Raw genomic sequence first — 23,402 nt, 5'->3', positions numbered from 1 at the left:
GCGAGCGTTCCCCGTCAGTACGTGACGCGACCCCCGGCAGCCTTCTGGCGGCCGGGGGTCGGTCTTATTGGCGTACGACACGGGGGCTGACGGCCCCTACGCTGAGACCACTGCCTGTTCCAACTCGCCCATGGGCGAAGGCAGTCAGCACATCGGGGGCCCGTTGACACCTACCTACGTACCTCAGCCGACAGCCCCGAGCGCGAGCGATGCGACCCGGCTCCTGTGCGCGGGCGCCTACGTCGACGTCGGCTTCCGGGAAGCGGTGATCGACGAGCTGTACGTCCATGAGGAGCGCATCGCCGCCCCCTCGCTCGGCATCGACGCCACCCGCGTGCTCGCCCACGCGCTGCGCGCCCGGCGCGTCGAGTTCGGCTGGGCGCTCGTGATCCTGTTGATGTGGATCGCGGCCCTGCCCCTCACCCGAGGGCTGGCCCTCTTCTATCTGCCGTCCTTCGCGATGCTCGTCCTCGCAGGGTGGGTTCGGGGGGCCGCCAGGCGCCCCTCCCTGTTCCGGCGTGTCGTGGCGTGGCAGTTGCGCTGGGGCGGACGGGCGTTGCTCGTCTTCGTGATCTTGTTGCTCCTCGGCATCGCCGCCGGGGGCAGCGGCGGTCTTCTCGGCATCGAGGGAGCGGAACCGGCCCTGGCGTGGTTCGCCCTCGCCCTGCCCCTCCTGATGGCCTGGGTGGTGGCGGCACAGGGCGGCCAGTTCGCCAAGGCGCTGACCGGTGAGCTGTCCAGGGCCCGGTTCCCCGATCTCACCGCCGACCCGGCCGAGCAGGCGGAGGGGGAGCGCTTCCACCGGCTGCGCCGCCGTATCCACGTCGAGCAGCGGGCGCGCCTGGTGATGTACCGCGCGGCGGCCCCCTTCTGCGGGGCGGGCACGCCGTACGCGCCGTGGTCCCTGTCGGTGGAGCTGCGGCCGCGTGAGGGAGCCCAGCCCGAGCCCGTGGACAACACGGTGATCCTGGGCCACATCGTCCCGCTCCTCGAGGCGTTGCGTGTGCCGTCCCCGCACGGTGCGCCCTATCGCGCCCTGGCCGTGCGCGACCGGCTGCGTGAGCTGGAGATCGACGAGGTGGTGTTCCTGCCGGCGGATGGGCTGCCGCGCAGGTCCCAAGCGCCGTACGCACCCGAGGCGTTCGAGGAGCACCGCTTCCGGTCGGTCGAGGAGGGCGGGGAGACCCGGCGGCACTTTCTGCGGGTCAGGGTCGGCGGCTGGGACGAGGAGGTGGTCACGACGGTGTTCGTCCGGGCCCACACCCAGGGCGGGATGCTGATGCTGGAGGTCGCCCCCCATGTGCTGCGCCCGGTGCGGCAGTTGTACCAGTACGCCGATCGGGCCGCCTACCGGTACCGGCACAACAGCCACTTCGGCAAGGCGGTCTGGGCGCTTGGCCGGGTGCCGGCCTCGGCCGTGAGCGCCCTGGTGACGATGTGGCGGGCGTCGGGGGTGCTGTGGCGGATCGCCTCCGGCGGCCATGGGAAGGCACTCGCCGACGGTCCGTGGGCGTCCGTGCGGGAGCTCGGCTCGGACGACGAGGCCTCGCTCTTCCAGGAGATGGACGTCAGCCGCTACCTCAAGTCCATCCAGGACCGGGTGGCGGTCGGGGTGCGGCGGGCGCTGTCCGAAGCGGGCTGGCAGACCGAGGAGTTCGAGCAGAAGATCGACCTCGCCATCGGCACGCTGAGCATCGGCACGGTGGGTGCCCTGGCCATCGGCAATCAGAACACCGTCGTCAGTAACACCGGTGGAGCGACCGCCACGACGGCGGCGCACCGGAGTGGGGGAGACCATGGGAGCACCTGAGGAACGCGGCGCGGGCATCCATATCGGCAGTGTGGAAGGCGCTTTCGCGATCGGTGACGGCAACGAGGTGACGTACTACGAGGCCGGAGGTCCGGTGCGCGACCGGGCCCAGGAGGAACTGCTGTCCGCCGTACGGAGGCTGCGCGAGGACCTGAGGCGTGCGGCCGTCGACGGCCGGACCACCGCCCTTGACGCCGAACTGGCTGCCGCCGAGGCCGAGATCGCGTCGCCGGGCGGCGCCGGTCCTGGCAGGCTCGCCCGGCTGCGGACGGCTCTGGCGGACGCGGGCACCGGAATCGGGGCCCTGGCGTCGGGCGCGGCGGTCGCCGAGTCGGTGCGCGCGCTGTTGGGCGGCTGACCATGAGCGGGCACGGTGATCCCGTGCACTGGAACACCGAGACCCAGCGCTGGGAGCCGGGCGTGGACCCCTCCGTGGAGCCGGTGCCGCCGCGGAATCCTGACGGGCGGGGGGCCTCGGGGGTTCCGGGGGCTCCGAGGGCTCCGGGGGAGCGCTTCCCCGGGTACGGCCCGCCGAGCGGCCGTCCGCGCCGCAGGCATCTGGCCGTCGTCGTCGTGGTGGGCGCCCTGGTTGCCTGCGGTCTGGGCGGCAGCTGGCTGGTGTGGGGCCGGGACGACGGCGGGAACGGCCGGGCGGACGGCCGTCCCGCGGTGAGCGCCTCCGCCCCGACGTCCGGCCCCGGAGACCGGGCGAGCGCCTCCGCCCCGACGCCTCTCCCCGGAAACCGGGCGAGCCCGGTGCCGGAGGGCTACGAGATGCGGAAGGACCCCAAGGGCTTCGCGACCGCCGTGCCGCGCGGCTGGGTGCGCAGTACCGAGGGAGTGCAGGTCTACTACCACTCGCCGGACGGGAGCTCGTGGCTGCAGGTCTCCACTCCCTCGGGCCTGGAGATGACTCCGTACGAGGCGCTGCGCCGCACGTCCGAGGCCCTCAAGGGGGGCGACGACCCCCTCCCCGGCTACCGGCAGGACAAGCTGGTCGAATTCAACGACATCACGTCCATGCTGTCCTTCACGTACGACAGTCCGGATGACCGCGAGCGTCGGAGAGTCATGGACTGGGCGTTCATGACCGAGAACGCCGGCCCTCAGTACGCCGTCCTCGTCGACGGACCCGCCGACGAGTGGCCGCTACAGCAAAGCAGGTCGAAGATCGCCCTGGACTGCTTCCTGCCAAGGCCCGGCCGGTGACCAGCGCGCGACCTGCTGTCCGCGGGTCCGGTCGGGACGGTCGGCCGAGGGTGCAGAGGGACGTTTACGCCGCTGCCTCCTTCGTCAGCTGTACCGCCGCCAGCAGGCTCAGGCCCGGTTCCGCCTGGCGCAGTGCCTTGATCGCCGCCACCGAGTCCACTGGGCCCTCGTGACCGGCATCCGTGAGACGTTGGCGTGTCCACCGGCCGCGCAGCTCCGCCTCCGTGGTCCGCGAGGCCTCCGCTACGAGTGCGGCGGCGCGTTCGAGGCCGGGCCGTTCCGCCTCGCCCGCACTCGACAGTGCGTCCCGCAGCGCCTCCGCGATCACGTCCGCGTCCCGCAGCACTACCACCGAGACTCCCCGCTTGCCGAACATGGTGCCCACTTCCTGTCCATATGCGTATCGCCCTGCGTATCGCCATTGCATGCTTGCTCTTGAATGTAGTACTTCTTATACATGAGTGAGCAGGTGCACAACAGGTTGGCGATGGTGCGCGCGGAGCGGAAGGTGTCGCGCCAGAGCCTGGCCGAGGCGGTGGGGGTCCACTACCAGACCATCGGCTACATCGAGCGCGGGCAGTACAACCCGAGCCTCGACCTGGCGCTGAAGATCGCGGCGTTCTTCGGCCTTCCGGTGGAGGCGCTGTTCTCCCTGGAGCCGTTCCGCCCGCTCACGGACGAGGTCTACGGGAGGAGTCAGGGATGACGGGCCAGCAGGTGCGGGAGAAGTCGACGCAGCGGATGACGGGGTACGACCGCCGGATGCTCGCGCTCATGAACCGGCGCGAGGCGGCGCCGATGTACGCCACCGCCGTGCGCAGGCGGCTCGCGGTCGGCGCCCACATCACCCTGACCGTGGCGAGCGTCGCGGCCTGGCTGCTCACGGTCGTCGGCGATCAGCGCTGGGCGATGTGGACGATGCTCGGCCTCCTGCTGCCGTGGTGTGTCGCCACCGGCGTCATCAACGGCGCCACGCGCGGCCTGCTCGAACTGCGCGAACGCGCCCTCGACGAGCGGCAGCGCGCGGAGCGGGTCCGGGTCGCGGCGCGTGCCCGCCAGGTGATGCAGTGGCTGCTCCTCGCGGCCGCCGTCGGCGCGGGGATCGCTGCCTACCAGGGGTGGGGCGCCGAGGGGCTGCTCTTCCCCGTGCTCTTCACCGCGTTCGTCGTGCACTGGCTGATGCCGCTGTGGGTGGCCGGGCTCGCCGTGCAGGACGAGCCCGCGGACCTCGACCCCGAGGGTCTGGACGAGATTCCGTAGGTGTCCGGCCTTCAGTAGGTGTTCGGCTTGTCCGTCACCTGGCCCTGCAGCTGGGACACGTCCACGGAGTCCTCCTCCGACGGAGTCTTCGACGGGACCGGCTTGTCGTAGTCGCCGAGCGTCAGCGTCGAGTCGGTCCCTTCGCCCTTCTCCGTGGCCCTGACCAGGTACGGAGTGCCTTCGGTCGCGACGTACAGCGTGGTGGTCTTGCCGTCCTCCCTGCCGGAGACGGGGATCGCGGGGGTGCCGTCGACCTTGGTCGTCTCGCCCTTCTTCAGGGCCGTGTTGTCGTCCGACTTGTCCTTGACCTCGTCCTGGATCGCGTTCAGGTCGCAGACCCCGGCCATGTCCTTGAGCAGGGCGTCGTCGGTCGTGCCGTAGAGATAGCGGTCCCCGACGACTTCGGCGGCTGCCTCGCCCTGGCCGCCGGGGAGCTGGGCCTTCCAGAAGGCGAGGTCGGGCTTCATCCACACCTTCTCGCCCTGTTTGATCAGCTCCAGGCTGCCGCCGTCGTCGGCCATGCGCAGCGAGCCGACGCAGTTGTCGTCCTGGTCCAGGGTGAGGTCCATGGAGACCGGCTCGGCGCTGTCGGTGTCCGGGCCCTTCTGCTCCAGCTTCAGGTGCACCGACTTGGCGTCCAGCAGCTCCTTCTCCGCCTTGTCGGAGATCTCCTGTGCGCTCAGATCCTCCGTGTCGGCGAGCGCGACAGACGGTGCGACCAGGAGCGCGGCCGCCGTGCAGGCCGCCGTACAGGCCGCGGTGCCCCAGGCGTGCCTCTTGGATATTCCGCGCATAGCGCCACCTCCAGGGATAAACCCCTCTTCGAGCGTACGTTTCGCCCCAGGTGCCTGCACGCGCAGTGACACAGCGCACTTTCAGTTATGTAATGCGCATGGTTTCTTCACGTCAGGGCAGGTGGACCCGGCTACCGCGAGTGACAGGCGGGGCGTATGACAGGAACGGAAGGCAAACGGGACGTGTCCGCACAACAGACCATCCATGTGGGCGGAGAGTGGCGTAACGCCCTCTCCGGCGCCACGCGCGAGATCCTCGACCCGGCGGATGCCAAGCCGTTCGCACTGATCGCCGAGGGCGGCACCGAGGACACCGACGCGGCCATCGCCGCCGCACGCGAGGCCTTCGATCACGGACCGTGGCCGGCCACGCCCGTCGCCGAACGGGCCGCGCTGCTGCGCCGCGTCGCGGACCTCCTCGTACGCGACCGGGAGAAGATCGGGCTCCTGGAGAGCCGCGACGCGGGCAAGACCGTCGAGGAGGGCCGTGTCGACGTCGACTGCGTCGCCGACGCCTTCCGGTACTTCGCCGACCTGGTGATCGGCGAGGGCGCGGGCCGCGTGGTCGACGCGGGGTCCGACGACATCCACAGCGTCGTCGTGCACGAGCCGGTCGGCGTCTGCACGATGATCACGCCGTGGAACTACCCGCTCCTTCAGGCCAGCTGGAAGGTCGCCCCCGCGCTCGCCGCGGGCAACACCTTCGTCATCAAGCCGAGTGAGGTCACTCCGCTGACGACGGTCGCGCTGATCGAGCTGCTCGTCGAGGCGGGCCTCCCGGCCGGTGTCGCCAACATCGTGACGGGGCCCGGCCACACCGTCGGCGCGCGCCTGTCCGACCACCCCGACGTCGACCTGGTCTCCTTCACCGGCGGCCTCGTCTCCGGCACCAAGGTCGCCCAGGCCGCGGCGCTCGGCGTCAAGAAGGTCGCCCTCGAACTCGGCGGCAAGAACCCGAACGTCGTCTTCGCCGACGCCTGCGCCACCGAAGAGGGCTTCGACACCGCCGTCGACCAGGCACTCAACGCCGCCTTCATCCACAGCGGTCAGGTCTGCTCCGCCGGTGGCCGCCTCATCATCGAGGAGTCGGTGCGCGAGCGCTTCGTCGCCGAACTCGCCCGCCGCGCAAGCCGCATCAGGCTCGGCCGCGGCACCGAGGACGGCGTCGAGTGCGGCCCGCTCGTCTCGCAGCAGCAGCGCGAGAAGACCGAGGCGTACGTCGCGTCCGCCCTGGAGGAGGGCGCGGTCCTGCGCACCGGCGGCAAGCGCCCCGAGCCGAGCGAGACGCGCCCCGCCACCGGCTACTTCTACGAGCCGACCGTGCTCGACCAGTGCCACCGCGAGATGCGCGTCGTGCGCGAAGAGGTCTTCGGCCCGGTCCTGACCGTCGAGACCTTCCGCACCGAGGACGAGGCCGTCGCGCTCGCCAACGACACCGAGTACGGCCTCGCGGGCGCCGTCTGGACCAACGACGCGGGCCTCGGCCGCCGCATGGCCCGGCGCCTGCGCCACGGCACGGTCTGGATCAACGACTTCCACCCCTACCTGCCGCAGGCGGAGTGGGGCGGCTTCGGCAAGAGCGGCGTCGGGCGCGAGCTCGGACCCGCCGGACTCGCCGAGTACCGCGAGTCCAAGCACATCTACCAGAACCTCGCACCGCAGCCGGTCCGCTGGTTCGCGGGCTGAGGCCCGACACGTAGAGGCGTGCGCGGGGGCGGCAGTCCCGCCCCCGCGCACGTATGTCCGAAGTTCCGAGCACCCCCCGCTCATTACGCGCGAGCACCTTGGCACCACACCTCGCAGGAAGAGGAGCAGCACGCATGGCTGAGACCACCGAGTACGACTACGTCATCGTCGGCGGCGGCACCGCAGGTTCGGTGATCGCATCCCGCCTCACCGAGGACCCGGACGTCACCGTCGCCGTCATCGAGGGCGGCCCCAGCGACATCGACCGCGACGACGTCCTCACGCTGCGCCGCTGGCTCGGCCTCCTGGGCGGCGACCTCGACTACGGCTACACGACCACCGAGCAGCCGCGCGGCAACTCGCACATCCTGCACAGCCGCGCCAAGGTCCTCGGCGGCTGCTCGTCGCACAACACGCTGATCTCGTTCAAGCCGCTGCCGTCCGACTGGGACGAGTGGGAAGAGGCGGGCGCCACCGGCTGGGGCGCCGCGGCGATGGACCCCTTCTTCGGCAAGCTGCGCAACAACATCGTGCGCGTCGCCAAGAAGGACCAGAACCAGATCGCCACCGACTGGGTCGCCGCGGCGCAGGACGCGCTCGGCATCCCCGAGGTCATCGGCTTCAACGACAAGCCCTTCGACGAGGGCGTCGGCTTCTTCGACCTCTCGTACCACCCGGAGAACAACAAGCGTTCCTCCGCGTCCGTCGCCTACCTCCACCCCCACATGGAGGCCGGTGACCGCCCGAACCTCCACCTCTTCCTGGAGACCTGGGCCACCAAGCTGGAGCTGGACGGCAAGACCGCGCGCGGCGTCCACATCCGCACCAAGGAGGGTGTGGAGAAGCTGCTCACCGCCCGCCGCGAGGTGCTCGTGTGCGCGGGAGCGGTCGACACCCCGCGTCTGCTGATGCACTCCGGCATCGGCCGCGCCAAGGACCTCGAAGCCCTCGGCATCCCGGTCGTGCACGACCTGCCTGGCGTCGGCGAGAACCTCATCGACCACCCCGAGTCGGTCATCGTCTGGGAGACCAACGGACCGATCCCCGGCAACTCCGCGATGGACTCCGACGCGGGCCTGTTCGTGAAGCGGGACCCGGACCACAAGGGCCCGGACCTGATGTTCCACTTCTACCAGATCCCGTTCACGGACAACCCGGAGCGCCTGGGCTACGAACGCCCGGAGCACGGCGTGTCGATGACGCCGAACATCACCAAGTCCCGTGCGCGCGGCCGTATTTACCTCACGTCGGCCGACCCCGAGGTCAAGCCCGCCCTCGACTTCAAGTACTTCGAGGACGAAGAGGACTACGACGGGCAGACCCTGGTCGACGGCATCAAGCTGGCCCGCAAGGTCGCGCAGTCCGAGCCGTTCGCCAAGTGGCTCAAGCGCGAGGTGTTCCCCGGTCCCGAGGTGACCGAGGACGCCGAGATCAGCGAGCTCGTGCGCAAGGCCGCGCACACGGTGTACCACCCGGCGGGAACCTGCCGCATGGGTGCCGCCACCGATGAACTCGCCGTGGTCGACCCGGAGTTGAAGATCCGGGGACTCGAAGGAATCCGTATCGCGGACGCATCCGTCTTCCCGACGATGCCCGCCGTGAACCCGATGATCGGAGTGCTCATGGTCGGGGAGAAATGTGCCGAGATGCTGGGTGGTGACGGCCGATGAGCGAGGCCTTGGTGAAGAACGCGGAAGACACGACGCCGCCGTCGAAGCAGGAGTCCGCCGACGGACCCGTCTTCGCCGTCGAGAACCTCTGGAAGGTATTCGGTCCGAAGGCCGACCGAATACCGGGCGACACCTCGGTCCACGACCTCACGCCCGCCGAACTGCGTGAGCAGACCGGCTGCACCGCCGCCGTGCGCGATGTGTCCTTCGAGGTGAAGAAGGGCGAGGTCTTCGTCGTCATGGGCCTGTCGGGCTCCGGCAAGTCGACGCTCGTACGCTGCCTCACCCGCCTGATCGAGCCGACCTCCGGGGCCGTCGCGATCGACGGCGAGGACGTCCTGGCCATGGACAAGGCGCGCCTGCGCGAACTGCGCAGGCACCGCGCCGCGATGGTCTTCCAGCACTTCGGCCTCCTCCCGCACCGCACCGTCCTCGACAACGTCGCGTACGGCCTGGAGATCCAGGGCGTCGGCAAGGCCGAGCGCCGCGCCAAGGCCCTCGAAGTCGTCGCCAAGGTCGGCCTCGAAGGACTCGAGCAGCGCAAGCCCGGACAGCTCTCCGGCGGTCAGCAGCAGCGCGTGGGCCTCGCCCGCGCCCTCGCCGTCGACCCCGAAGTCCTCCTCTTCGACGAGCCGTTCAGCGCGCTCGACCCGCTGATCCGCCGCGACATGCAGGAAGAAGTCATCCGCCTGCACCGCGAAGAGGGCCGCACCATGGTCTTCATCACCCACGACCTCAGCGAGGCCCTGCGCCTTGGCGACCGCATCGCGCTGATGCGCGACGGCCGCATCGTGCAGCTCGGCACGCCCGAGGAGATCGTCGGCTCCCCGGCCGACGACTACGTACGCGACTTCGTACGGGACGTGGCACGCGCCGACGTGATGAGCGTGCGCACCGCCATGCGCCCCGCCGACGCCGACGAGCAGGGCCGCGGCCCCGCGCTCGCGCCCGACGCCAAGGTCGCCGACGCCATCGAGGCCGTCGCCAAGTCCGGCTTCCCGGTGCGCGTGATGGACGGACCGCGCTGTCTCGGCGTCGTCGACCACGAGGCGCTGCTCGGCGTCGTCGCGGGCGTGGCCCCGGCACAGAAGCCCGGCGACCCGGCGCAGAAGCCCGACAAGGGGCGCTCCGACACCGGCGAGGTGGTCGCCTGATGGCCACCGCCACCGCATCGAGTCCCGTACGAGATACGGGCATCGGCGCGCTCCTGCGCCACCGCGCCGTCGGCAAGCTCCTGCTGCTCGCCGTCGCCGCGGCGATCCTCGTGCCGATCGTCAACGCCAAGTGGGCGTCGGGCGCCTGGCCCGACGCGCTCACCGTCGACCTGACCGAGCCGCTCGGCAAGACCACCGACTGGATCATCGACAACCGCGACAGCCACCCGCTGTTCGTCTATGTCCTCGGCAACATCTCCAACGGCATCGTGCTCTCCATCCGCGGTGTCTACCTCGTGCTGCTCGCGGCCGGCTGGGCCGGAGTGACCGTCGGCGCCGCGCTCATCGCGTGGCGCGTGGCGGGCGTACGGCTCGCGGTCCTGGCCGCCGCCTCGTTCGGCCTGTGCGGGATGCTCGGCATGTGGGTGCCGACGATGCAGACGCTGGCCCTGATGATCGTGGCCGTGCTCGTCTCCGTCGTGCTCGGCATGCTGCTCGGGCTCGCCGGCGGTCTGAGCGACCGCGTCTACCGCATCCTGCGGCCGGTCCTCGACACCATGCAGGTGCTCCCCGCCTTCTCGTACCTGCTGCCCGTCGCCCTGGTCTTCGGCATCGGCGTGCCCGCCGCGGTCATCGCGACCGTCGTGTACGCGGCCCCGCCGATGGCCCGGCTCACCGCGCTCGGCCTGCGCGGCGCCGACGGCGGCGTGATGGAGGCGGTGACGTCGCTCGGCACCACCGCCCGCCAGCGCCTGCTCTCGGCGCGCCTCCCGCTGGCCCGCAAGGAACTGCTGCTCGGCCTCAACCAGACGATCATGATGGCGCTCGGCATGGCCGTCATCGCGTCGATGATCGGCGGCGCCGGTCTCGGTGACCGCGTCTACCAGGCCCTCGGCTCGGTGGACGTCGGCGCGGCGCTCGCGGCCGGAATCCCGATCGTGCTGCTCGCCGTGGTCCTCGACCGCGTGACGGGCGCGGCGGGGGAGCGGCTCGGCGACAACACCGAGGACAGCTCACCGCTGCGCGGCCGGCGCGGCTGGGCCGTGGCCGGAGCGGTCACCGTCGTGGCGGCGCTCGCCGCGCGCTTCGCCGACCGCCTGGAGTGGCCGGAGAGCTGGATCGTCAACATCGTCGGGCCGGTCAACACCGCCAAGGACTGGATGGTCGACCACATCTACACCGACGTGCCCGTCGTCGGCGGCACCGCCGACTGGGCGGCGCACTTCACCACCTGGGTCCTCGACCCGATCCGCGACGGACTCCAGGGGATGCCCTGGTGGTCGATCCTGCTCGTCATCGCCGCCCTCGCCTGGCTGATCGGCACCTGGCAGACCGCGCTCACCGCCGTCCTCGCGATGGCGGCGACCGGCGTGCTCGGCGTGTGGAAGCCGTCGTTGGACACGCTCGCGCAGGTCCTCGCGGCCGTCGTCGTCACGGTGGTCCTCGGCTTCGCCATCGGCGTCGCGGCGGCGCGCAGCACGAGGCTGGAGCAAGTGCTGCGGCCCGTCCTCGACGTGTTCCAGACGATGCCGCAGTTCGTGTACCTGATCCCGGTCGTGGCCCTCTTCGGCATCGGCCGAGCCCCCGCGGTCGCCGCAGCCGTCGTGTACGCGCTGCCCGCCGTCATCCGCATCACCACGCAGGGCCTGCGCCAGGTCAACGGCGCCGCGATGGAGTCCTCCCGCTCGCTGGGCGCCACCAGCTGGCAGCAACTGCGCCAGGTCCAGCTCCCGCTGGCCCGCCCGGCCCTGCTGCTCGCCGTCAACCAGGCGGTCGTCCTCATCCTCGCCGTCGTCGTCATCGGCGGCCTGGTGGGCGGAGGCGCGCTCGGCTACGAAGCGGTGTTCGGCCTCGCGCAGGGCGACCTCGCGACGGGTCTGGTGGCGGGTGTGGCGATCGTCTGCCTCGGCCTGATGCTCGACCGGGTCACGCAGCCGACGGAACGCCGCGCGAAGAAGGGTGCCTGACATGCGAGTACGTACGCGTGTGATGAGCGCTGTCACGGCGAGCTGTGCGTTGCTCGCGCTCTCCGGCTGTGCCTCGGACATGACCAAGCAGGCGTCTCCGTACGCCAATGCCGCGGGCGCCAAGACGGTGACGTTGTCCGTCCAGTCCTGGGTCGGCGCGCAGGCGGACGTGGCCGTCGCCGAGTACCTGCTCAAGAAGGAGCTCGGCTACCGGGTCGACAGGGTCCAGATCGACGAGGTCCCCGCCTGGGACGCGCTCAGCCAGGGCCGTGTCGACGCGATCCTGGAGGACTGGGGCCACCCGGACCAGGAACAGCGCTACATCAAGGACAAGAAGACGATCGTCCCCGGCGGGGATGTCGGCGTGACGGGTCACATCGGGTGGTACGTCCCGACGTACTTCGCGAAGAAGCACCCGGACGTCACCAACTGGAAGAACCTGAACAAGTACGCGAAGGACTTCCGCACCTCCGAGAGCGGCAGCAAGGGCCAGCTCATGGACGGCTCCCCGTCGTACGTCACGAACGACAAGGCGCTGGTGAAGAACCTCGGTCTGGACTACGAGGTCGTCTTCGCGGGCTCCGAGGCGGCGCAGATCACGCAGATCGAGCAGTTCGCCAAGCACAAGAAGCCGTTCCTGACGTACTGGTACAAGCCGCAGTGGCTGTTCGAGAAGGTGCCGATGACGGAGGTGAAGCTGCCCGAGTACAAGGAGGGCTGCGACGCCGACCCCGTCAAGATCAAGTGCGCTTACCCGCACACGCCTCTGCAGAAGTACTTCAACGCCGACTTCGCCAAGAAGGGCGGCGACGCGGCGGAGTTCCTGAAGAACTTCAAGTGGTCGGAGGAGGACCAGAACGAGGTCTCGCTGATGATCGCCGACAAGAAGATGTCGCCGGAGGACGCGGCGGCGAAGTGGGTCGCCGGGAACGAGGCGAAGTGGCGGGGCTGGCTGCCTAAGTAGCCCCGTGGCGGGGGGGGGCTTGACCGCTTCGCGGCGGGATTCTCCCGCCCACCCACCCGTTACTCCGCGGGGTAATCGGGTGGGTGGGCGGGAAAGATCCGCCGCGAAGCGGCGGTCCAGGGCGTTGCCACGACGACGGCGCGCCCGGCATGGGGCGTTGCTACGACGACGGCGCGCCCGGCACGGGGCGTTGCCACGACAGCCGCGTGCCCGGTGCGAGGCGGCGCCGGGCACCCGGCAGCGAGACGCAGCCGACTACCCCAGCCCGGCAGCGATCTCCCGCAGCGCCTCCGTCGCACGGATCTGCAACCCCGGGCCGAAAGTGATCCGCGTGGCGCCCAGCGCGCCCAGCTCCCGCAGGGCGGAACCGGAAGCCGGTCCGGCGCCCACGTTGATGGGGCCCTTGATACCCGCCCGAAGCTCCGGAAGCACCTCCTGCGGCGCGCCGATCGGGTAGACACAGTCCGCGCCCGCCGCCACGTACAGCCGCGCCCGCTCGATCGCCCGGCCGGGGTCGGAGACACCCTTGATGAAGGTGTCCACGCGCGCGTTCAGGAACACCGCACCGCCCGCGACGGAACGCACCTCCGCCAGCCACTCCGCCTGCTCGCGCGGATCCTTGAGAGCCCCGTTCGCGTTCGAGGAGTCCTCCAGGTTGCAGCCCACCGCGCCCGTCTCCAGGAGCCGCTCCACCAGTTCCTTCGGCGGCAGGCCGTACCCGTCCTCGATGTCCGCACTCACCGGCACGGCTCCGGACACCGACCGCACGATCCGGGCCACCGCCGCGAACATCTCGTCCGGCGGCACCTCGCCGTCCGCGTACCCCAGCGACGCCGCGACCCCCGCGCTCGGCGTCGCGAGGGCCGGGAACCCGGCATCCACGAAGACGCGCGCGCTGGCCGCGTCCCAGGGCCCCGGCAGGACCAGCGGGTCACCCGGCGCGCGCCCACGGTGCAGCGCGCGGAAGTCGTCCACGAGGCTCATGGCGCGTACCCGCCCGGCTCCGTACGGCGGCTGACCATCACCCGGTTCCAGCTGTTGATGACGGTGATCACCCCGATGAGATGGGCGAGTTCGGAATCGCCGAAGTGCTTGGCCGCAGCCTCGTACGCCTCGTCCGGCACGAACCCGTCCGTCAGGACCGTGACCGCCTCCGTCAGCGCGAGCGCGGCCCGCTCCCGCTCGCTGAAGACCTCGCCCGCTTCCGCCCACGCGTTGAGCAGTGCGATCCGCTTCGCCGTCTCGCCGTTCCGCACGGCGATGTCCACATGCATGTCCAGGCAGAACGCGCACGCGTTGATCTGCGAGGCCCGCATCATCACGAGCTCGGCGAGCACGGGGTCGCCGAGCCCCTTCTTCGCCGCCGCGCTCAGCGCGGCGAGCGCGGCCCCGACCCCCTTGTCGAGATGAGTGGTCCGAGCGCTCACTTGTGGTCACCGGCCTTGTAGTGGCCCGGCACCTGACGCGTCGAGACGCCGAAGCGGTTCCACGCGTTGATCACCGTGATCGCGGCGATCAGCTGCGTCAGCTCCTGCTCCTCGAAGAGGGCCGCCGCCCGCTCGTACACCGCGTCCGGCACGAAGCCGTCCGTCAGGACGGTGATCGCCTCGGCGAGCTCGATCGCGGCGACCTCCTTCGCCGTGTAGAAGTGCTGCGACTCCTCCCATGCGCTGAGCTGGATGATCCGCTCGACGCTCTCGCCCGCGGCGAGGGCGTCCTTGCTGTGCATGTCGACGCAGAGCGCGCAGTGGTTGAGCTGCGAGGCGCGGATCTTGACGAGCTCAAGGATCACCGGGTCGACGCCCTTACGGGCCGCCGCGTCGAGCCTGACCATCGCCTTGAAGACCTCGGGGGCGTGCTGGTGCCAGTCGAGGCGGGGCGTGTGTTCGGGGACGTACTCCTTGGTCTGCGTCTGCGTCTGCCTCTGCGCCTGCGCCTGCGACTGCGTCTGCGTCTGTGCCGGGGCGGGGGTGCTGTCATTCGTCGTCATGCCATCGACCGTACGGCCGGAGTAGCCCACAGGTATGGTCCATTCCCATGGAAGATTCCTGGGCCACTTTGGGCGTCGACCTCCACCTGGAGATGGCCGGTGAGGCGGCGACGCACTCCGGCGTACGCAAGGGCCTCACGGACGCCCTGCGCGAGGCGGTGCGCGGCGGCAGACTCGCCCCCGGCACCCGCCTGCCCTCCTCCCGCTCCCTCGCCGTCGACCTGGGCATCGCCCGCAACACCGTCGCCGACGCGTACGCGGATCTCGTCGCCGAGGGCTGGCTCACCGCCCGCCAGGGCTCGGGCACCCGCGTGGCCGAACGCGCCGTGCCGCGCCCCGCGGCGCCCGCACCGCGCCGCAGGGCCGCCGGCGGTCCGACGTACGACCTGATGCCGGGCACCCCCGACCTCGGCTCCTTCCCGCGCGCCGCCTGGCTCAAGGCCGCGCGCCGGGCCATGGCAGCCGCCCCGAACGACGCGCTCGGCTACGGCGACCCGCGCGGCCGGATCGAGCTGCGCACCGCCCTCGCCGACTACCTCTCCCGTGCGCGCGGCGTGCACGCTGACCCGGACCGCATCGTCATCTGCGCCGGGTTCGCGCAAGGTCTCAGCGTGCTGGGCGGTGTGCTGCGGGCGCGTGGACTGCGGGAGATGACGGTCGAGTCGTACGGCCTCGACGTGCACTGGAATCTGCTGAAGCGGGCGGGGCTGCGGACCAGGCCGCTGCCCTTCGACGAACTGGGGACATCCACAGAGGAGTTGGGATCAGGGCGGGCCAGGGCGGCGCTCCTGACGCCCGCGCACCAGTTCCCGATGGGGGATCCGCTGCACCCCGACCGGCGCGCGGCCGCCGTCGACTGGGCACGGAGCGCGGGCGGGCTGATCCTGGAGGACGACTACGACGGGGAGTTCCGCTACGACCGCCAGCCGGTGGGCGCGCTCCAGGGCCTCGACCCCGACCGCGTGGTCTACCTCGGCACAGCGAGCAAGTCCCTCGCCCCCGGCCTGCGGCTCGGCTGGATGGTCCTTCCCGCACCGATCGCCGCCGAGGTCGTCGAGGCGAAGAGCGGCGCGGAATGGGCCTGCGGAGCGCTCGACCAGCTGACGCTCGCGGAGTTCATCACGTCGGGCGCGTACGACCGCCATGTGCGGGGCGCGCGCCTGCGCTACCGGCGCCGCCGCGACCAACTGGTCGCCGCACTGGCCGCACGCGCGCCGGAGGTACGGGCCACGGGGATCGCCGCGGGGCTGCACGCGGTGCTCGAACTGCCGCCGGGCACCGAGCGATCGGTGGTCCAGGCGGCGAGCTGGCAGCGGCTCGCGGTCCAGGGCCTGTCCACCTTCCGCCACCCGGCGGCGCGGGTCCCTGGCCGGGACGCGCTGGTGGTGGGGTACGGGACGCCGCCGGATCACGCGTGGGCGGGGGCGTTGGACGCGCTGTGCAGGGTCCTGCCGTGAGGCTCGGCGGTCTGTGCGCACCGCCGATCACCGGCTCCGCCGAGTTCGTCCTCAAACGCCGGACGGGCTGGAGTCCGCCGTCTCCTCAAATGCCGGGCGAGCTGGAGTCCGCCGTCTTCTCATTCGCCGGGTGGGTTGGAGTCTGCCGTCTTTTCAAGTGCGGGGTGGAGTCTGCCGTCTCCTCAAGCGCCGGGTGGGTTGGAGTCCGCCGTCTCCTCAAATGCCGGGCGGGTTGGAGTCTGCCGTCTCCTCAAGCGCCGGGCGGGCCGGAATCCGCCGTCTCCTCAAACGCCGGACGGGGATGCCGGGTGGGTTGGATTCTGCCGTTTTCTCAAGTGCGGGGTGGGTTGGAGTCCGCTGTCTTCACAAGTGCGGGGTGGGCTGGATTCTGCCGTCTCCTCAAGCGCCGGGCGGGCCGGAATCCGCCGTCTCCTCAAACGCCGGACGGGGATGCCGGGTGGGTTGGAGTCCGCCGTCTCCTCAAATGCCGGGCGGGTTGGAATCTGCCGTCTCCTCAAGCGCCGGGCGGGCCGGAATCCGCCGCCTTCTCAAACGCCGGACGGGGATGCCGGGTGGGTTGGAATCCGCCGTCTCCTCAAACGCCGGACGGGCTGGAATCCGCCGCCTCCTCCGCAGGAGCCGGCGCCTCGCCGAAGCGCGCCAATGCCAGCGCCCCCACCACGGCAATCGCGAACCCGAGCACCGCGACCCACTCCATTCCGCCCCGGGTCCGATCCCCCAGCCACACCACCCCCACCACCGCGGGCCCGATCGTCTCCCCGATCACCATCCCCGCGGTGGCGGTCGTCACCGACCCCCGCTGCAACGCGGACGTGAGCAGCAGAAACGCCGCGCCTCCGCCCACCAGCAGGGCGTAGGAAGCCGGATTGGTCACCAAGGCCCCCGGCGAGACATCGTCGATCAGCCGCACCGCCACCTCCACCACCCCGAACCCGAACCCGGCCCCGAGCCCCAGGGCCAGCGCCCGCCCCCGGCCGGGCAACCGCCCCGCCACGGCCCCCAGGGCCAGCACCCCCACCGCCACGCCAAGCATCACGTACCGCAGAGTCGTAGACCCGACGCGCTCCCCTTCGTCCCCCGAAGCGAGCCCCAGCATCGCGAGCCCCGCGCACACCACCGCCACGGCGGCCCACTCCACCCCGCTCAGCCGCACCCGCAGCATCCGCGAGGCCACCACCGCCGTGACGGCGAGGCTCGCGGCGAGCGCCGCGCCGACGGCATAGATCGGGATGGAGCGCAACGCCACGATCTGCAGCAGGAACCCGAGCCCGTCGAGCCCGAGCCCCACGACGTACCGCCACTGCTTCACCGCGCGCAGCAGCAGCGCGGGGTCGACCCCGGACCCCGTCCCCGGCGCCGTGGCGCGCGCGGCGACGGCCTGGAAGACGGAGGCCGTGCCGAAGCAGACCGCTGAACCGAGTGCGCAAATCATCCCAAGAGACACGAAGTGACTGTAGAGGAGAGGGATTCGGCTGAGCCGGTTGGCATGGCGCACGGCCCTTTACCTACGCTGATCGCCGATCAAGCTTTGACACATGTACGACAACGGGGAGCGGTAGACCTGATGGCACCATCAGAGCAGGCGCAGGCGCAGGCGCAGGCGCAGAAGACGGAACAGGGGACGCGGCGTCGGAGGCTGCGGTCCAGCACGGTCGTGCTCGGCGGCATGGGCGTCCTCGCGGCGGCCCTGTCCTCGTGCGGCTCGGAGCCGGACAAGCGGTGCGTGGACCGCGACAGCTACGACTACCTCACCGGCTACAGAATCGTCGCCGACAAGAACTGCAAGAGCGGTACGTCCTCCTCCTCGTACGGCAAGGGCCGCCAGGCCAGTGGCAGTTCCTACGGAACGGGCACCGGCACGGGTACGGGCACCGGCAAGTCCGGCCGCATGGACGCCGACTGGTACTACGACGCCGACGTCGACGGCCGCCGCGCCGACTACGGCACCTTCAGCCGCAGCGAGGCCGTCGACCGCGACGGCTTCGGCTGCTCGGGCAGCGGAAGCGGCGGCGGCTGAGCGGCACCGAGGACCAGGACCGAGAATCAGGACCGAGGACATGGAACGCCGCACCCTCACCCCCCGCCCCGGCTGGCAGCAGACCGTCGAGGACCAGGGGCTCATCTACCCCCTCACCCGCTACCCCGACGACTCGCTGCGCCCCTACTGGGACGAGTCCGCCTGCTACGTCTTCTCCCTGCCCGAGGTGGAGGCCCTCGAAGAGGTCGTCGAGGAGCTGCACGCGATGTGCCTCGCGGCAGCCGAGCACATCGTCACGCACGACCGCCTCGCCGACCTCGGCATCACGGACCCCCGAGTGGCCGAGGCCGTCACCGAGGCCTGGCGCCGCCGCGCCGAACTGCCCTCCCTCTACGGGCGGTTCGACCTGCATTACGACGGCACGGGCAGCCCGGCCAAGATGCTGGAGTACAACGCCGACACCCCCACCTCGCTCGTCGAGGCCGCGAGCCCCCAGTGGTTCTGGATGGAGGAGTGCTTCCCCGGCGCCGACCAGTGGAACTCCCTCCACGAACGCCTCGTCGACGCCTGGAAGAAGCAGGCCGCGCTGCTTCCGCCCGGCGGCCCGCTGTACTTCGCGCACTCGGCGGGGGACGAACTCGGCGAGGATCTGATGACGGTCGCGTATCTGCGCGAGACCGCGCAGCAGGCCGGGCTCGACACCGAGGCCATCTCCATGGAGGACATCGGCTGGGACCGGCTCTCGCGGCGCTTCGTCGACAAGAAGCTCGGCTTCATCCGCAGCTGCTTCAAGCTCTACCCCTGGGAGTGGCTGACCACCGACCGCTTCGCCCCGCACGTCCTGGAGACCCTCGACAACGGCGGCGGCACCGGATCCACCCTGTGGATCGAGCCCGCCTGGAAGATGCTCCTGTCCAACAAGGCGCTGCTCGCGGTCCTCTGGGAGCGGTACCCCGGCCACCCCAACCTCCTCCCCGCCTATCTGGACGGGCCTCGGGAGCTCGCTTCCGGGCGCGGCTACGTCACCAAGCCGCTCCTCGGCCGCGAGGGCGCCGGAGTCACGGTCCATCCACCGGGCGAGGCCGGAACCGACGTACGCGGTGAAGAGGGTTACTGCTACCAGGAGTTGGCGCCACTGCCCGACTTCGACGGCAACCGTGTGGTGCTCGGTGCGTGGGTCGTCGAGGACGAGGCGGCGGGGCTCGGTATCCGGGAGTCGGCCGGTCTGATCACGGACGAGTACGCGAGGTTCCTGCCGCACGTGATTCTCTGAGGTCGACGTTCCCGAGGGGCGGCCCGCTCGCTAAGTCCCTTGGGTACGCTGCCGGTTGATCGCGAAGACGTACTCGGAGGCGAACCGGACATGGCCGACAGCAGGATCAACACCACGCAGCCTCACACGGCCCGGATCTGGAACTACTGGCTCGGCGGAAAGGACAACTACCCCGTCGACCAGGCCGCCGGGGACCAGATCCGCACGCTGCACCCCGGAATCGGCGCGTACGCGCTCGCCGACCGGCAGTTCCTCGGGCGCGCCGTGAGCCACCTCGTGACCGAGTGCGGCATCCGGCAGTTCCTCGACATCGGCACCGGACTGCCGACCGCGGACAACACCCACGAGGTCGCGCAGCGGATCGCCCCCGAGTCCCGTGTCGTCTACGTGGACAACGACCCGCTGGTCCTCACCCACGCCCGCGCCCTGCTCACCAGCGCCCCCGAGGGCAGGACCGACTACCTCGACGAGGATCTGCGCAACGTCGACGCGATCCTCGAACACGCCGCCAAGACACTCGACTTCGACCAGCCCGTCGGGCTGATCCTGCTCGGGGTCGTCATCTTCATCGAGGACGACTCCGAGGCGTACGGCATCGTGCGCCGTCTGCTCGACGCGCTGCCGGCCGGCAGCCACCTGGTCCTCTCGCACACGATCACCTGCCCGGCGATGCCTGACGTGGACGAAGCGGTGGCGTTCTGGAACGAGAACGGCACGCCCAGGCTCACGCAGCGCCCGCCCGAGCAAGTCGCCCAGTTCTTCGACGGCTTGGAGCTCCTGGAACCCGGTGTGGTGTCGTGCAACCGCTGGCGCGCGGAGGAGGCGGCCGGGGTCGAGGACGTGGCCATGTTCGGGGGCGTGGGCCTCAAGCGCTGAGGTGGGGCTCAAGCGCTGAGGCCGGGGCTGCTTGGACCCGGTCGGCCGAGGTCCAGTCCGTCGAGGGCCGCGTCCGTCCGTCCGTCTCCTTGAACGCGGCCTCGCCCGCGTTCAACGAGTCGTACACGAAGTGCACCGAGGCGGGGGCGGGAGCGGCCGTAGGCGAACCCGTAGTTCCACACCCGGTCGATCCACCCCTTGGCCAGGGCCGGGAGCCCGAACCACCACAGGGGGAAGACGACGATGACGGTGTCGGCAGCCGCCACGCGCCGCATGTGGGCGTGCACTTCGTCCGAGTACGTCTTGTCGCGGTCCGCCCAGTCCGGCTCGTCCGCCTCGGCCATCCGGGGGTCGAAGCCCTCGGCGTGCAGGTCGAGGAGGTCGAGGAGGTCGACGGTGTGGCCTTCGCGCATGAGTCTGACCCGGGCGTGAGGGGTGAGCAGACCGGTCAGGGAGTCGGTGCGGGGGCTGTGGCCGGCGCCAGGCGGACGAGCATCTTGCCGGTGTTGGCGCCGCGAAGCACACCGAGGAAGGCGTCGGACGCCTGCTCGATGCCCTCGACGACGGTCTGCTCGGTGCGCAGGGTGCCGTCGTCGAGCAGGCCCGTGGCCTTGCCGATCCACTCGGGGAACAGGTCGAAGTGGCTGCTGACGAGCATGCCGCGCAGGGTCGCCTCGTGGGTCGCGGCGCGGAAGAGGTTGCTCGGTCCGGGCGTGGGTGTGGTGGTGTTGTAGCCACTGATGGCACCCACGAGGGCGATACGTCCGCCGGTGCGGATGGCTCCGATGGCGGCTTCGAGGTGATCGCCGCCGACCGAGTCCAGGTAGACGTCGATGCCGTCGGGGGCGGCCTGGGCGAGCTGTTCGGGGATGCCGCCCTGGCGGTAGTCGATGGCCGCGTCGTAGCCGAACGTGTCGAGCAGCTTCTTGGTCTTCGCCGGTCCGCCCGCCGAGCCGATCACGAGGGAGGCACCGAGCTCGCGGGCCAACTGCCCGGCGACGCTGCCGACCGCGCCCGCCGCCGCCGAGATGAAGACGACGTCGCCCTCGCGGACGGGGGCGGTGCGGGTGAGCGCGGCGTACGCGGTCAGGCCCGTGGTGCCCAGGGGGCCGAGGTAGGCGGGGGCCGGGGCGAGCGTGGTGTCGATGACCGTGGCGGTGGCGGCGTCCACGACGGCGTACTCGCGCCACCCGAGGAAGTGCGAGACGGTCGCGCCCACCGGCACATGCTCGGCACGGGAGGCGACGACCTCGCCGACCGCGCTGCCTTCGAGGGCGGCGCCGAGTGCGAAGGGCGGGATGTAGGAGGGGGCGTCGTTCATGCGGCCCCTCATGTACGGGTCCACGGACATCCAGGTGTTGCGGACCAGGATCTGCCCCTCGGCGGGCTCCGGGATGTCGGTGGTGACCAACTCGAAGTCGGCGGGGGTGGGTTCACCGGTGGGGCGGGCGGCGAGGCGGACCTCGCGGGAGGTGGTGGGGGTGGCGGTGAGGGTAGGGGAGCTGGACTTGGAACTGGACTTGGAACTGGACTGGGAGCTGGACATGGTGGTGGTCCTTCCGGGTCGTGGCTTGCGCTTCGTTCGGCTTCGGTCCGTGTGACCGGGCTGCCGTCCGGCCCTTCCTGGTCACGTGGACTACCGTGCCCGGGGCCGCGCACGGACCACTGACGGCTCGCGCACGGCCGCGGGGGCCCCGCCGCGGCCCGCATTAACGTGGCGGCATGCGATTCGAGGTGCTGGGCCCGTTGACGGTGCGCACGGCGGACGGGACGGTCGTCCCGGTTCCCGAGCCGAAGGTCCGTGCCCTGCTCGCGAATCTCCTGATCCACCAGGGGCGGCCGGTCCCCGCTGACGTCCTGATCGACGGCCTGTGGGGCGAACGGCTGCCGGGCAACCCCGCCAACAGCCTCCAGACCAAGATCTCCCAGCTGCGCAGGGCCCTGGAGAAGGCGGAGCCGGGCGCGCGGGAACTCGTGGCGTACGGCCCGGCCGGGTATCTGCTGCGGGCCCCGGAGGGAGTGGCGCCGGAGCAACTGACGGACGCGGCAGGGTTCGTGGCCCTGACATCACGCGCGTACGACACACCCAACACACCCAACACGCACGACACCCTTGATGCGCGGACGAGGGTCTCGCTCCTCTCCGAGGCGCTGACGCTGTGGCGCGGACCGGCGTACGCGGATTTCCGCGACGCGGAGTTCGTGCGGGTGGCGGTGGCTCGCCTGGAGGAACAGCGGCTCACGGCTCAGGAGGTGCGGGCGGAGCTGCGCCTTGACCTGGCCGCCCCCGGTGAACACGCCTCGCTGGCGGATGAGTTGGCGGACCTCGTGGCCGAGCAGCCGCTGCGGGAGAGGCTGCGGGGCGCGTACATGAGGGCGCTGTACCTGGCGGGGCGCCCGACGGAGGCGCTGGACGCCTATCGGGACCTGCGCGAGCGCCTGGCGGACGACCTGGGCATGGACCCCGGCGCGGAACTCGCCGCACTCCAGGAGGCAATGCTCCGCCAGTCACCGGAACTGGCGGCACCGAGGGCGGAAGGACGAGGACCGCGACCGCGCTCGGAGCCCTCCTCCGACCTCTCCGAGGCGGCGCAGGCTGAGCCGGAGCCGGAGGCACTTCACCCCCGGACGAACCTGCCCGCCCCCGTCACCGCCCTCGTGGGCCGGGAGGGCGCGGTGTCCCGGGTGCGGGAGCTGGTAGGAGCGTCACGCCTCGTCACGCTGACGGGACCGGGCGGCGTCGGCAAGACCCGCCTGGCGGTGGAGGCGGCGGCGGGACTCGCGGACGACTTCAAGGAGGGCGTCTGGCTGGTGGAACTGTCCGGCACGAAGGGCGACGTCGCCGAAACGGTGGCAGCGACACTGGGCATCCGGGACGACCCGTCACTCATCCGCGAGGGGGCGCGGGAGGGGACGCGTGAGGTGGCGCACGAGGGGACGCGTGAGAGGGCGCGTGAGGTGGTGCGTGAGGGGACGAGTGAGGTGGCGCACGAGGGAACGCGCGAGGAGGTGCGTGAGGGGACGCGCGAGGAAACGCGTGAGCCGGATGGCAACGCCGCCACGGCATCGGCCGAGCGGCGGCCGAGTACAACCACGCCCGAAGCCACGAACTCGGCGTTCGGCGCAGGGCAGACCCTCGGTACCGGGGAGGCCCTGAGTGCAGGGCAAGTTCTCGGTACCGGGGAGGTTTTTGGCGCTGTGCGGGCCCTGGGCGCGGGGCAAGCCTTCGGCGCCGACTCGGCCTTTGATGCTGGTCAAGTCCCTGGCGCGGGGCAGGCTTCCGGCTCGGGGCA

22 protein-coding genes and 1 pseudogene are annotated in these 23,402 nt (G+C 71.0%); 15 read left to right on the top strand and 8 right to left on the bottom strand.

The window, feature by feature from the left end; translation table 11 throughout:
• Positions 1–130: 130 nt before the first annotated feature.
• The 3 genes from M4V62_RS17745 to M4V62_RS17735 are packed head-to-tail and all read left to right on the top strand — an operon-like array spanning position 131 to position 3,019.
• Positions 131–1,810 (top strand): hypothetical protein, encoded by a 1,680-nt coding sequence (locus M4V62_RS17745; protein WP_249588243.1) that lies wholly within the window; start codon positions 131–133, stop codon positions 1,808–1,810.
• A complete protein-coding gene (locus M4V62_RS17740; protein WP_249588242.1) occupies positions 1,797–2,168 on the top strand; it encodes a hypothetical protein in 372 nt (123 codons plus the stop codon). The genes M4V62_RS17745 and M4V62_RS17740 overlap by 14 nt, the downstream gene beginning before the upstream one ends.
• Positions 2,169–2,191: 23 nt before the next feature.
• Complete coding sequence (locus tag M4V62_RS17735; RefSeq protein WP_249588241.1) at positions 2,192–3,019, top strand: chromosomal replication initiator protein DnaA; 828 nt, start codon at positions 2,192–2,194, stop codon at positions 3,017–3,019.
• Positions 3,020–3,083: 64 nt separating this feature from the next.
• Here the strand turns inward: M4V62_RS17735 and M4V62_RS17730 are convergent, their stop codons facing one another.
• Positions 3,084–3,395 (bottom strand): hypothetical protein, encoded by a 312-nt coding sequence (locus M4V62_RS17730; RefSeq protein WP_249592885.1) that lies wholly within the window; start codon positions 3,393–3,395, stop codon positions 3,084–3,086.
• A gap of 81 nt (positions 3,396–3,476) precedes the next feature.
• Here M4V62_RS17730 and M4V62_RS17725 point away from each other — a divergent pair, with 81 nt between their 5' ends.
• Complete coding sequence (locus tag M4V62_RS17725) at positions 3,477–3,725, top strand: helix-turn-helix transcriptional regulator (RefSeq protein WP_249588240.1); 249 nt, start codon at positions 3,477–3,479, stop codon at positions 3,723–3,725.
• Complete coding sequence (locus tag M4V62_RS17720; RefSeq protein WP_249588239.1) at positions 3,722–4,279, top strand: hypothetical protein; 558 nt, start codon at positions 3,722–3,724, stop codon at positions 4,277–4,279. Before M4V62_RS17725 ends, M4V62_RS17720 begins: the two co-directional genes overlap by 4 nt.
• Positions 4,280–4,290: 11 nt before the next feature.
• Here the strand turns inward: M4V62_RS17720 and M4V62_RS17715 are convergent, their stop codons facing one another.
• Positions 4,291–5,073 (bottom strand): hypothetical protein, encoded by a 783-nt coding sequence (locus tag M4V62_RS17715; protein ID WP_249588238.1) that lies wholly within the window; start codon positions 5,071–5,073, stop codon positions 4,291–4,293.
• A 156-nt stretch (positions 5,074–5,229) separates the two neighbouring features.
• On the opposite strand from M4V62_RS17715, the gene M4V62_RS17710 reads away from it, so the two are divergent.
• From M4V62_RS17710 to M4V62_RS17690, 5 genes are all read left to right on the top strand, one after another.
• Positions 5,230–6,759 carry an aldehyde dehydrogenase family protein gene (locus M4V62_RS17710; protein ID WP_249588237.1) on the top strand — a complete coding sequence of 510 codons (1,530 nt, stop codon included), beginning with the start codon at positions 5,230–5,232 and terminating at the stop codon, positions 6,757–6,759.
• A gap of 134 nt (positions 6,760–6,893) precedes the next feature.
• Complete coding sequence (locus M4V62_RS17705) at positions 6,894–8,429, top strand: GMC family oxidoreductase (RefSeq protein WP_249588236.1); 1,536 nt, start codon at positions 6,894–6,896, stop codon at positions 8,427–8,429.
• On the top strand, positions 8,426–9,583 hold the full coding sequence (locus M4V62_RS17700; RefSeq protein ID WP_249588235.1) for a quaternary amine ABC transporter ATP-binding protein: 1,158 nt from the start codon (positions 8,426–8,428) through the stop codon (positions 9,581–9,583). The genes M4V62_RS17705 and M4V62_RS17700 overlap by 4 nt, the downstream gene beginning before the upstream one ends.
• On the top strand, positions 9,583–11,550 hold the full coding sequence (locus M4V62_RS17695) for an ABC transporter permease subunit (RefSeq protein WP_249588234.1): 1,968 nt from the start codon (positions 9,583–9,585) through the stop codon (positions 11,548–11,550). Before M4V62_RS17700 ends, M4V62_RS17695 begins: the two co-directional genes overlap by 1 nt.
• Before the next feature lies 1 nt (position 11,551).
• Positions 11,552–12,514, top strand: a complete 963-nt coding sequence (locus tag M4V62_RS17690) for an ABC transporter substrate-binding protein (RefSeq protein WP_249588233.1) — start codon at positions 11,552–11,554, stop codon at positions 12,512–12,514.
• A 255-nt stretch (positions 12,515–12,769) separates the two neighbouring features.
• Here the strand turns inward: M4V62_RS17690 and M4V62_RS17685 are convergent, their stop codons facing one another.
• Genes M4V62_RS17685 through M4V62_RS17675 form a run of 3 tightly spaced genes read right to left on the bottom strand, consistent with a single transcriptional unit; the run spans position 12,770 to position 14,504 of the window.
• Positions 12,770–13,498 (bottom strand): isocitrate lyase/PEP mutase family protein, encoded by a 729-nt coding sequence (locus M4V62_RS17685; protein ID WP_249588232.1) that lies wholly within the window; start codon positions 13,496–13,498, stop codon positions 12,770–12,772.
• On the bottom strand, positions 13,495–13,941 hold the full coding sequence (locus M4V62_RS17680; protein WP_249588231.1) for a carboxymuconolactone decarboxylase family protein: 447 nt from the start codon (positions 13,939–13,941) through the stop codon (positions 13,495–13,497). The genes M4V62_RS17685 and M4V62_RS17680 overlap by 4 nt, the downstream gene beginning before the upstream one ends.
• A complete protein-coding gene (locus tag M4V62_RS17675; protein ID WP_249588230.1) occupies positions 13,938–14,504 on the bottom strand; it encodes a carboxymuconolactone decarboxylase family protein in 567 nt (188 codons plus the stop codon). Before M4V62_RS17675 ends, M4V62_RS17680 begins: the two co-directional genes overlap by 4 nt.
• A gap of 47 nt (positions 14,505–14,551) precedes the next feature.
• Between M4V62_RS17675 and pdxR the strand changes: the two genes are divergently transcribed.
• Positions 14,552–15,961, top strand: coding sequence for a MocR-like pyridoxine biosynthesis transcription factor PdxR (gene pdxR / locus M4V62_RS17670; RefSeq protein WP_249588229.1), 1,410 nt, complete (start codon positions 14,552–14,554; stop codon positions 15,959–15,961).
• 595 nt (positions 15,962–16,556) lie between these two features.
• Here pdxR and M4V62_RS17665 read toward each other — a convergent pair.
• Complete coding sequence (locus M4V62_RS17665; protein WP_249592884.1) at positions 16,557–17,414, bottom strand: hypothetical protein; 858 nt, start codon at positions 17,412–17,414, stop codon at positions 16,557–16,559.
• 234 nt (positions 17,415–17,648) lie between these two features.
• Between M4V62_RS17665 and M4V62_RS17660 the strand changes: the two genes are divergently transcribed.
• The 3 genes from M4V62_RS17660 to M4V62_RS17650 all read left to right on the top strand — a co-directional run bounded on the left by M4V62_RS17660 (position 17,649) and on the right by M4V62_RS17650 (position 20,109).
• Positions 17,649–17,999: a hypothetical protein gene (locus M4V62_RS17660; protein WP_249592883.1), complete on the top strand. Its 351-nt coding sequence runs from the start codon at positions 17,649–17,651 to the stop codon at positions 17,997–17,999.
• A 40-nt stretch (positions 18,000–18,039) separates the two neighbouring features.
• Entirely contained in the window at positions 18,040–19,233 is a 1,194-nt protein-coding gene (locus M4V62_RS17655; protein WP_249588228.1) for a glutathionylspermidine synthase family protein, read from the top strand.
• A 90-nt stretch (positions 19,234–19,323) separates the two neighbouring features.
• Complete coding sequence (locus M4V62_RS17650; protein WP_249588227.1) at positions 19,324–20,109, top strand: SAM-dependent methyltransferase; 786 nt, start codon at positions 19,324–19,326, stop codon at positions 20,107–20,109.
• Between the two features lie 8 nt (positions 20,110–20,117).
• On the opposite strand, the gene M4V62_RS17645 is transcribed toward M4V62_RS17650, so the two are convergent.
• Positions 20,118–20,522 (bottom strand): NAD(P)H-dependent oxidoreductase, encoded by a 405-nt coding sequence (locus M4V62_RS17645; RefSeq protein WP_425575250.1) that lies wholly within the window; start codon positions 20,520–20,522, stop codon positions 20,118–20,120.
• Between the two features lie 35 nt (positions 20,523–20,557).
• Positions 20,558–21,655: an NADP-dependent oxidoreductase gene (locus tag M4V62_RS17640; RefSeq protein ID WP_249588226.1), complete on the bottom strand. Its 1,098-nt coding sequence runs from the start codon at positions 21,653–21,655 to the stop codon at positions 20,558–20,560.
• A gap of 176 nt (positions 21,656–21,831) precedes the next feature.
• Between M4V62_RS17640 and M4V62_RS17635 the strand changes: the two are divergent.
• Positions 21,832–22,599, top strand: a pseudogene (locus M4V62_RS17635) (AfsR/SARP family transcriptional regulator); the annotation flags it as partial.
• Between the last annotated feature and the right edge of the window lie 803 nt (positions 22,600–23,402).

Source organism: Streptomyces durmitorensis (assembly GCF_023498005.1).
GTDB lineage: Bacteria > Actinomycetota > Actinomycetes > Streptomycetales > Streptomycetaceae > Streptomyces > Streptomyces durmitorensis.
This window is presented reverse-complemented; position numbering and strand designations above follow the sequence as displayed.